Below are 9,909 nucleotides of genomic sequence, written 5' to 3' on the forward strand. Positions count from 1 at the left end.
AAATAAAAAATAGATTTTGTGTACCATGATATAAAAATCATATCACCAAATACTCAAGACAGTACAAATTACTGCTTTAGCAATTTCGCAAAAATGATTAATCTGGAAGGTCGCGGGCTAGAAATATTGCGATGGTTTTTGGCGATCGCGGCGGGCGCTATTGTAGTTCCCATTCAAAGCTGGCTGTTTAGGCATGGCTCTATTGCTTTATGGGATGTCGATCCGACAAGGTGGGTTGCGAGTATCTTTGAGAGGGCCTCCCTGATTGTATGGGTAGTCTCATTAATTGCCAGCATGATTTGGTACGTCATGGCTGTCCAAATGAGGCGACATTTCGACCCGAGGAAAGACACCAAATCGGCGATGTTGAAATGGTGGATTGTGCTGCTGATGCCGCTGCTGAGTCTAATCGGCAGTATCTGGATATTCGGAAAAGGCAGCACAGCGGCATTCCCCTGGTTGGTGGGGTTCCTGCTCCTCAATATGGTGTTGACGTTCTGGCTTTCCACTGCCGTATCGACTCCTTCAAACCTAGCCCATGTGGTGCCGTTAGCCTTTGAAATTCGCCGTGTTTTGAGGATATACTAAACTGATGACTGCTTATATTATTGCTATTGGTGGCACGGGAGCCAAACTGGTTGAATCCATGATTCATGCTGCGGCAGTGGGTTTATTTTCCCATAACCAGAAGAGCGAAGATTTGCAAATTTTGTTAATCGATCCTGATACGGGAAATGGCAATGCCTCCGCTACTAACACCACCCGGACGATTTACCAAAACTGTCGCCAACATTTTAATGTCCATCCATCCCGACCCTGGATGAGTTCAAACATCGATCCGATTCAAGGTGGAGCATGGTCTGTTTTTGAACGGACGGATGCGACCCTCAAAGATACCTTCCCATACAATCAAGATCAAGACGAGAGAAAACTTTTGTTTGATGTTCTTTACACGGAGGATGAACGCAAACTCCGCCTCACGCAAGGATTTAGAGGCAGACCCGCCATCGGTGCGGCTATTATCAGCCAGTTGACCCAAGAAGGGAGAGAGGATGCCAACTGGAACGCTCTGATCGAACAGATTAATGCAAACAGTCTCGGATCAGAAGGCGGGAAGTCACCGAAGGTGTTTTTGTGCGGTTCGATTTTTGGTGGTACCGGGGCGGCTGGGTTGCCCACCCTGGGGCGATTGCTGGCCAACAAGCTGGGACCGGATGGGCAAAATTTACTCGGAAAAATTAAATTTGGCTGCTTGCTCTTGCTCCCCTACTTCCAATTTAATGCACCCCAGAAGTTGCAAGATGAAACGGTCTTTGCGCGATCGCAGGACTTTATTCTCCAAACGGAGGCAGCTTTGCGGTACTATGCCAACCAAACTGAACTCAAGTTTGATAGTGTTTATATGCTCGGACTGCCCAGGTTTTCATCTGTAGAAAACTTTAGTCCCGGAGGGAACAATCAGCGGAATCCTCCCCATTTTCTGGAATTTTATGGGGCGTTAGCACTCCGGGATTTTCTAGTGACAAACAAACCTGCACAACGTCAGGTGATGCTGCTGAATCGAGAACAACCGGAGGCCTTGACTTGGAACGATATTCCCGAATTCAATCTGGTGCGAAGCCGGGTGGTGGCGGCGACTCGATTCGCCTTGACATGGCTGGCGGCGATCGCCCCCGAGCTCAAACACGCTCGGGAAAAACCTAAAGAAGTAGTCTGGTCTCTCAAATTCTTTAAACCCCAAGAGCTAAAAGATACGACCGAACAAGATAAGATTAAAACCATTAGCGATTGGTGTACCAATTACTTGCAATGGCTGGGTGCGATCGGCCGTTCTGAACCGTCGATTAAATGGTTTAATTGGGAGGTTTTTTTGAACACAGATGGTTCTATTTTGAACACAGATGGTTCTATCAAGATGAAAAGAAAGGATTTTTCTAACCTAGTTCCAGACCAGAAAACCAAGGAAATAAACGATATTTTATCTAAACTCAACCCCAGGGATATAGATACGCCCGATAATAGAGGGGCAATTGGTCTGGCAAAATCACTCTATAAAATTATTGATCGCGATTTGTAAATCATTCAGTTTTCATCATTGAATTATCATGGTACAAAATCCTGCTCAACCTGCAACCCAATTATTTCTGCCTCCCTTAAAACCCGGTGCGTCTGTCGGAACGGACGGATATGGACAGTGGCAACGTCGCACCGATGTAACATTCGATAGCCTGGCGAACAGCCTCGCCTTGCCAGAAGGTAAAGAAACGGGAAATGTTTGTTCAATTCCCGATATCTGGGCGCGTCCCCTGTGGGTCGAAACGATGCTGACGGACAATAGTCCCCATCCCCTCCGTGCAGCCTTTAAAGACCAATGGAAAGGAATGTTAGCGGCGATCGCTCTGGCAGAAGTCCAAGGATTTGACCTTCGCGCCAAATTTTTAGATTTGACTCTGCATCCTCAAGATAAATTGATCAGTTCTTTGCTGGAACTGATTCCCAATCGAAACAGGAGTGTTTATTCCTTAGATGGGGGTAGAACTAATCCTTGGACAAAGATTTTTCTGTTTTTATGGAACGATCGCCCAGTGGGGATGACTTCCCCCAGTACCCTCCTATGTCCGAGTGCTGATGGGGACTGGACTGGCTTGCCTTGGTGGCAGGAAGGAAAGTTGCGATCGCCCCTTACCCCAGAAGATCACCTGACAGAGGACGAAAAAACACAACTGTGGCTGTGGCTGAATAACCTGAAAACTAAAGTCCAAACTTGTTCAGGAGTCTATGCCCAAAGAATCACAGAACTGGTTGAGGAATTTCAAGACGACTTAGCAACAGCCCTGGGAGCCTCGCCAGCAGCAGGTCAACGCCTCAGATCCTCTCAAAAAGGTAATTATTTTGGTGTTCCCATTGAGGGAGGACCATTACAAGCACTTAATACCCCGATTGGGGCGAAACCCATGCCTTCTAGCATCAAGTTGATGCCCCGAACGAATATTGGTCAAAAAGTTCTATACATTATTCCTGATCGCCAAACCCTGACCGATCAATGGATTCATAAAAAAGAGAAAGATATCTGGATCTACGACACCAGTTTGGTCAACTTCAACCTAGAGGAGTTTAAAAGAAAGCTCAAAGCCAATGAAGATTATCTCTGCGTCGCCGACATATTTTTAAAAGACTTCTATTTTATCGAAGAAGCCAATCAACTACCCGGCGGACTAATGCCCCAGGGATATGAAAATGTAATCTATTTAGATTCGGAGAACAACGAACATCACCTCACTCCCCTCCTTCCCATCAATCCCCAACTCCTCAACTACTTTACTCCAGAGGAACTAATTAGCAAAATTGAACTGAAACCCACTCAAATTGGAACGACACCGGGAGTACAAGTCAGCCTCACTCTGCCCTTGTCTGAGGGAGAGTATCGCATTGAGCGAGAGTATCCCATTATCGAAGACCATGCCTTAAAGGAGGTTCCAGTCCTGGAAGTTTGGCCAAATTTCCAAGCCCCCGGATGGCGAGAGTATTATGCCTTTTACTACTTCTCTAAATTAGATAAAACTTTCCGAGTACAGTTTCCGAATGTAGAGGCAGTACATCCCCCTGTTATTGATGAATTTCAACTGAGCCGACTGCCAAGTTTTCCCGGATTTGTGACCTGCCAATCAGAAAAAGACCCCGACTTAATTTTGGGAGTTATCCTCTTGCGAACGCCACCAAGAATCCCAGACGGAAACCCCAATAAAACCTGGACTGTAGGGGTAGATTTTGGCACTTCATTCACCAACGTTTACTATAGCATCAACAAGACAGCAAAACCTCTGGAACTATCGCCCTTAAATCTGCAAGTAACAGCCATCCAGGGGAAGCGTTCGGCTTTACTTTATCAATATTTCTTCTCTCCTACTCCCCAGAAGTTCCCCCTGGCAACGGTACTCACAACCCAAGGAACGAGAGGACAACAACAACGAATTTTTGATGGTCGGATCTATATTCCAGAATCCCAAAATCTGGATATGTATAATCCCGATCATGATGACATTAAAACAGACCTGAAGTGGAAACGAGACAACCTCAACGACAACCTACGATTTTTGGAATATTTAGCTTTGGCGATCGCTGCCGAAGCGACCATGAATCAGGTGAGAATCCTCCGATGGACGTTTTCCTACCCATCTTCCTTTTCCCCCAACGATAAAAGCCAATATAATGCCAATTGGCAAAGAATCATTCAAGATTTACCCAGCCAAACCGGACTCCAATCTGAGCCATTACCTCCGAGGGAAGGAAAATATTACCGCTCGGAAAGTATTGCCTTAGCCCACTACTTTGATGCTCAAGAAGGAAAAGACTTGCTTTATACCACCTGCATTGACATGGGGGGAGGCAGTTCTGATATCTCCATTTGGGTGGGGCGTCAACTCATTCACCAATGCTCTGTTTTGTTGGCGGGGAATTTGCTCTTCTCCCAATTCGTCAAACAGAAACCCCGATTTGTCCAGCAGCAATTTAAGAATAATATTGACGACCTCGCCAAGGGAACCAAAGAGGAAGCCTTTTATGCCAAGTTGAATGCGGTTCTGTCGGGTAAAGGGGAAGAATGGCTGAGGAAGCAGCGAGGTTTGATAGATGATGATCCGGACTTGCAATACATCTTACAGAGAACGGCGATCGGGATTTCTGGGTTATATTACTATGTCGGCTCAATTTTACAAGCTCTGCACTTAGAAGGAAAATACGATCGCCTAGATAATACACCCGTTTATATTGGGGGCAATGGTTGCCGTATTTTCCACTGGCTTTCACCTGGGGGGCTGTTTGATTCAGACTGCGAGGCTCATCGTTTATTCAGCCGGATGTTAAGCAAAGGATCGGGTTTCGCCGATACACGAGAAAAAACGGTTTTGAGCAATCGACCCAAGGCAGAAGTGGCTTGTGGTTTGGTGTTAGATCAAAGAGAAACACGGCTAATGGGGCTTGAAGAAGAAGATGAAGAGCCGTTTGCTGGCGAAGATTGTCTGGTCAATGGAGAACCAATTAATTGGACAGATCGCCTAAGACTTCCCGATACAGTCAATACATTTAAGGTTGAGCAACTGACTTACTTAGAAAATTTTCTGGAGGACTTTCATAAGGCATTAACTGATTTAAGAATCCAAAGCATTAAGCCTCTAGAAGTATATAAAGATGAAAGTAAACGGGAAAGGCTGTTGCATGATACCAAGAGAACCCTTGATGTCAAGTTGCTGGATATGACAGGTAATGTCGATGATATTCGCAAGGAACCCCCGTTTATTTTGGCCCTGAAAGTTTTACTCGACAACATCAAGTAAATCCAACCCATGAATAATCAGAAACTTCTCTTGAAGACACTTTCCGTGGCGGTTTTATCTATCAGCCTTCTGGGTGGCTGCACATCACAACCGCCCGACAGGGGTAGCAGCCAACGACCCGCCATCTCTCCTGCTACAGAAAACGCCAACGCTCGTTCAGCCCCTTTGAACACTTTGGAGGAGCTAACCCAGACAATTCAGAATCTTGAATCAAGTCTCAAAGCTCGTAGCTATGAGATGGATAATAGGGGTATTCAGGGGAATGATATTAGCCCTATTCCGGCAGATTTTCCAAGTCGGTGGTCGGAGTTTAAAGAGAGTTGGGAGAGGTGGGAGACTGATAATCAACTGTTGAATATTAGTCAAATTTCTAGGAACATCATAAAAACAAACATCGATATAATTGATGGCATCTTGGAACTAATTGATAGCTTAAATGGTGGATTAAATTCCACCCTAGAATTTGCCGATATAGATATAGATTCATTGACATTATCTTTATCGGACATCAACATGGAGTTGGGTCAAATCCAACAATCCTTTGCCAACCAACAATTAACTCAGTCACCTTCTGTATCAGAAACGAATCCGGCATCTCAGCAAGTTCAAGAACCGCCATCGAAAGATACCAACGCCAATAATTCTGTACCGCAAATTTTGGCTACTATAGTAGTCACTATAATTATAATAGTAGTTACTCTAGTTATAATTTTTATACTCATCTATTTATACAAGCCTGGTTTAATCAGTCCACCAAGAAGACAGCCTCAGACCCCAAATGGACAACCTCCTCAATCTCCACAGACAAAAAGCTCACGTCCTCCTAATGAATATACAAAGATTACCCAGCGCCTAGCCTCTCTTGAAGATACGCTCAATAACATGGTTTCAAATTCATCACAAGATTTAAAAATTATCAATGACAATGTATTAGGTCTTTATAAAAAAGGGGATAGTGCTTCATTTTCACTTCATGATATTCAATCTTCAATTAACAATTCATTGTCACGGTTACTTCCAGGATATTTTCAAAACTATTCTAGTTCGGCTGCAATTATCGCATCTCTGCAAGAGTTAAAACGAACCTTGGATAGTATTGCGGCGACTGCAAATCAGACTCCCGGATATAACCAAAATTTAGGGGGAGTATCGCCACAGTTGACATCCGATTATGAACGACAACTTGCAACCCTACAAAATCAAAAGCAAGAATTAAATGATCAAGTCACTAATTTAGATAATTCTAATCAATCTCTAAAACAGCAGGTCGAGGATTTGGCTCGGCAAAATAGTAATTATACTCAATGGCAGACAACTACAAGCAATTTGCAGCAGGAGGTTGAAGATTTAAAGCGAAAACAACAACAACAAGAAGAAGAAATCGCCTCTTATCGCAAAGAGTTGCAGGTCAAAGAAAATCAGATATTTAACTTAAAAATCGATAAATCAACGCTCGAATCTGACAAAGCAAAACTTGAATCTGAAATCGAAAGTTTACTAAATCCAACGCCTGTTTATGAGCAAAATCAGCCCATTAAAAACCAATTGCCACCTGAAATACAAAAGATTGTTAATGACTATAATAATAACGATTCCTGGTCTCATAATGTATCCACAGTAGCAGTTGATGAAACGGATGAAATGTACAATAAGCGCCGTAGCAATACCGCGCAACCACTAATTTTGAATGCCGCTACCAAAGGTTCATACCAAGCTGTTGCGACTACAGGAAATAGTTCGGAGTTTTGGCTATTTCCAAAATATAGTAAAAAAATGGATAAGGCTGTGTACGATAGTTCGGGCAAGGTTTTGTTTGATTGTCATGGTAATACCCGGAATAATCCGTTGCAGTTTAATCTGATTAGACCGGCTAAACTGATTAAAACTAATGCTTCAGATTGGACGCTGGCAGAAAAAGGTGAGATTGAGATTATATAGCGGTTTTGGCTCTAATGGGAGCTGAATGGTTCCCCCAATACCCCTCAAGAAGGGCTGGGCTGTTTGATGATGGGGTATCTAGGTTAACCAAAAGGACCATTGATAGACGATCGCATCCAGCATCCATATATTTACCTACTTAAAGCACCAGTTAGGAGTATTTTCGCCTCCCACTACCGTCTCAGGACGGGCTATGCACAAAATGTCGCTTTTGTCAAGAGGGGTCAAAAAAGGCGATCGCCTCTCTCCGAAAAACTCGTGCATCGTGATTTTTTATTTGTGCTGGAAGAATAACTTTTCGCGCGACGGAATAGGGGTTTTAGCCGATATTTTGGCGACTAGACATAGTAACCCCTTGGGTGCGATTTATTTGATGGTAGCACAACCCCCATAATCTCGTCAACTTTTTGACACCTATTCGCGATAAAATCGTAACAATTCTTAATAATCTTTGGAAGATTAAATTTATCTGGCGGGATGAATTAGCAAAAGTTATGTAATAGCCGACCAGACATCTTTGGGGGGATAATTGTTGATTAGAGATTATCCCACTCTTGAGAAACTGCAGTTTTTTGAGATTGTAAAACCTCAGTAAATTCAGCCCAATTGACTTGTTCTACTGGCAGGTCATCAACTAACTCTCCCTGGTGAAGATACCAAACCCTAGTGGCGAACTGACGCGCAAAATCAGGGTTATGAGTAGCGACGATCGCCATATTTTCCCCCTGGTAAAAATCCGTTAAAATTTGTGCCAAACACTGTTGCTGTTGTGGGTTAAGGTTAGCCGTCGGTTCATCTAATAACAGGATATCCGGTTGAATAACTAAACCCCTAGTCAGAGATATCCATTGTTGCTTTCGGCTGGAAAGTTGCACCTCAGTTAGGGCTAGAATATCGGGGGGAATGGCTAACCTTTCCACCCAGAGATTAACCCGTGTGGTCAGTTCATCTTCGGACATTTTTCGCAACCGTAAGGGATAAGCGATCGCTTCCGAAACCCTCATCCCCAAAAGTCTGGGTTCTGGTAAAACCAAGGTGATTTTTTGGCGTAACCAAACCGGGTCAATATTTTGATAATTACTCTCCCGGAAATACAGGCAACCACTACAGGGAGAGATTAGCCGATTAATTAATCGCAGCAACAGACTTTTCCCGGACCCAGCAACTCCCATTAAAGCAATGCGATCGCCTGGTTGAACACAGGCAGAAATATCGAGCAACAGAGGTTTGAGGATAATTGGAGATTTGACAGAGACCTGCTGAAGTTTTAACATCAATTCCCACGGGTTAACTCATGGACTCGCCGCCACTGTTCATCTGTGACTTTAAAATTGGTACTGTTGGGGGCGCGAATCACCAACAGGGTTTGGAGGATGGGATCTTGTTTACAATCAGACCGCAGTAGGGGGTTATCTAATAGCTTGGTAGTGAATTTGATTTGCGCGCAGGGTTTATAACCTAAGCGAGTTTGATCAATCCAGTAGTTGCGATCGGGAACTTCTTGGAGAGGCTCTGCGGGTGCGATTACTTCCGCAATTGCATATACTCCGGCGGCGGTTCCGGCTTTCCAAATTAATACACCATCCCCCACGCTGATATCTTTACGGTAGCGGGTGACTAACCAGGGCATTTCCTGGAAATCACGGATACCATCAAGCACCCGATAATATTTGGGATTACCTTGGAATAGCCAGTATGCCATTAAATGCCACTCTCTCTCTGTTCATTCAACACTCCCACCCGACAATATTGCCATGGGGGATGATCTGATCATACATCTGATCAGCGTTGGGGAAGGTGAGAATTTAACCTAAGCGTTAAAGACGTTGGCAATTGTCCAAATATCGACTAGGATTAACAGGAGGGTACAACAGAACAGAATTAAATACATCCAGGGCTGAGATAAAGGTCGCACGTCAGTAGTATCAATTCCGGTTTGTTGTTGCGCGATCGCCACTAACTTCGCAAAGCCAGCAATTCGCATGGGTAGCAAATAACCTTCCCCGGACTCACTCACGAAATAATAAACTAATCCCCCTTGTCCGGTGGTCCTCGGACGTAGCGATCGCACCTCTGACCAACTTAAACACCAACCCCGCCGCCAAAACACTCGCACCCACCTCGGATAGGTGACTTCAATAGTGCGATCGTTCACCACTACTCGCTCACTCAGCGCCCCGTAGACAGCCACACCCCCTAAAACAATACCCCCCCACAACACCTGGGGAGAAATAGGTGTATCGGCGACGATAGCCAGGAATGGTAGCGGAATCATCAACGCACCATACAAACTTAGCAAGGTTATTCGCACAATTGGGGAAATACGAAAAACCACATTTTCTGATAATGCTATCTCTTCGACATCCATCATTTTTTTAATACCCAATCAGCCAGATATTTATATGGTGCATCAATTTTTCCTACTCTGGTGCGTTGAAATACAGCCCTCACCCCAAACCCCTCTCCCAATACGGGAGAGGGGCTTTGAAAAGTACCTCATCCGTCCGGGAACTGCTATACTCTGGTGGTGATTACGATTATCTGCCGATGATGGGGATTATCTGGTGCGTTGAAATACAGCCCTCACCCCAAACCCCTCTCCCAATACGGGAGAGGGGCTTTGAAAAGTACCTCATCC

At 44.5% G+C, this 9,909-nt stretch carries 8 protein-coding genes; 5 read left to right on the top strand and 3 right to left on the bottom strand.

What is annotated here, in order from left to right; translation table 11 throughout:
- Positions 1–93: 93 nt before the first annotated feature.
- The 5 genes from ACTIE0_RS01840 to ACTIE0_RS01860 all read left to right on the top strand — a co-directional run bounded on the left by ACTIE0_RS01840 (position 94) and on the right by ACTIE0_RS01860 (position 7,565).
- The gene (locus ACTIE0_RS01840) at positions 94–588 is read left to right on the top strand and encodes a hypothetical protein (protein ID WP_039933649.1); all 495 of its coding nucleotides are present in this window, start codon (positions 94–96) and stop codon (positions 586–588) included.
- A 4-nt stretch (positions 589–592) separates the two neighbouring features.
- Positions 593–2,077: a hypothetical protein gene (locus ACTIE0_RS01845; protein ID WP_006670334.1), complete on the top strand. Its 1,485-nt coding sequence runs from the start codon at positions 593–595 to the stop codon at positions 2,075–2,077.
- A 28-nt stretch (positions 2,078–2,105) separates the two neighbouring features.
- Positions 2,106–5,333 (top strand): hypothetical protein, encoded by a 3,228-nt coding sequence (locus tag ACTIE0_RS01850; RefSeq protein WP_006670333.1) that lies wholly within the window; start codon positions 2,106–2,108, stop codon positions 5,331–5,333.
- A 9-nt stretch (positions 5,334–5,342) separates the two neighbouring features.
- Positions 5,343–7,271: a hypothetical protein gene (locus tag ACTIE0_RS01855; RefSeq protein WP_006670332.1), complete on the top strand. Its 1,929-nt coding sequence runs from the start codon at positions 5,343–5,345 to the stop codon at positions 7,269–7,271.
- A gap of 99 nt (positions 7,272–7,370) precedes the next feature.
- The gene (locus tag ACTIE0_RS01860) at positions 7,371–7,565 is read left to right on the top strand and encodes a hypothetical protein (protein ID WP_192808280.1); all 195 of its coding nucleotides are present in this window, start codon (positions 7,371–7,373) and stop codon (positions 7,563–7,565) included.
- 242 nt (positions 7,566–7,807) lie between these two features.
- Here the strand turns inward: ACTIE0_RS01860 and ACTIE0_RS01865 are convergent, their stop codons facing one another.
- The 3 genes from ACTIE0_RS01865 to ACTIE0_RS01875 form a co-directional block, all read right to left on the bottom strand.
- Positions 7,808–8,545, bottom strand: a complete 738-nt coding sequence (locus tag ACTIE0_RS01865) for an ABC transporter ATP-binding protein (protein ID WP_006670330.1) — start codon at positions 8,543–8,545, stop codon at positions 7,808–7,810.
- Complete coding sequence (locus ACTIE0_RS01870; protein WP_006625378.1) at positions 8,545–8,973, bottom strand: EVE domain-containing protein; 429 nt, start codon at positions 8,971–8,973, stop codon at positions 8,545–8,547. Before ACTIE0_RS01870 ends, ACTIE0_RS01865 begins: the two co-directional genes overlap by 1 nt.
- Before the next feature lie 108 nt (positions 8,974–9,081).
- On the bottom strand, positions 9,082–9,642 hold the full coding sequence (locus ACTIE0_RS01875; protein ID WP_006670329.1) for a hypothetical protein: 561 nt from the start codon (positions 9,640–9,642) through the stop codon (positions 9,082–9,084).
- Between the last annotated feature and the right edge of the window lie 267 nt (positions 9,643–9,909).

It is taken from the genome of Limnospira sp., assembly GCF_051859755.1.
GTDB classification, from domain to species: Bacteria; Cyanobacteriota; Cyanobacteriia; order Cyanobacteriales; family Microcoleaceae; genus Limnospira; species Limnospira fusiformis.

Excerpts from the sequence above, each read along its gene's own strand:
- ACTIE0_RS01840 (WP_039933649.1), top strand. The coding sequence starts at position 94 with ATGATTAATCTGGAAGGTCGCGGGCTAGAAATATTGCGATGGTTTTTG.
- ACTIE0_RS01845 (WP_006670334.1), top strand. The coding sequence starts at position 593 with ATGACTGCTTATATTATTGCTATTGGTGGCACGGGAGCCAAACTGGTT.
- ACTIE0_RS01850 (WP_006670333.1), top strand. The coding sequence starts at position 2,106 with ATGGTACAAAATCCTGCTCAACCTGCAACCCAATTATTTCTGCCTCCC.
- ACTIE0_RS01855 (WP_006670332.1), top strand. The coding sequence starts at position 5,343 with ATGAATAATCAGAAACTTCTCTTGAAGACACTTTCCGTGGCGGTTTTA.
- ACTIE0_RS01865 (WP_006670330.1), bottom strand. The coding sequence starts at position 8,545 with ATGTTAAAACTTCAGCAGGTCTCTGTCAAATCTCCAATTATCCTCAAA.
- ACTIE0_RS01870 (WP_006625378.1), bottom strand. The coding sequence starts at position 8,973 with ATGGCATACTGGCTATTCCAAGGTAATCCCAAATATTATCGGGTGCTT.
- ACTIE0_RS01875 (WP_006670329.1), bottom strand. The coding sequence starts at position 9,642 with ATGATGGATGTCGAAGAGATAGCATTATCAGAAAATGTGGTTTTTCGT.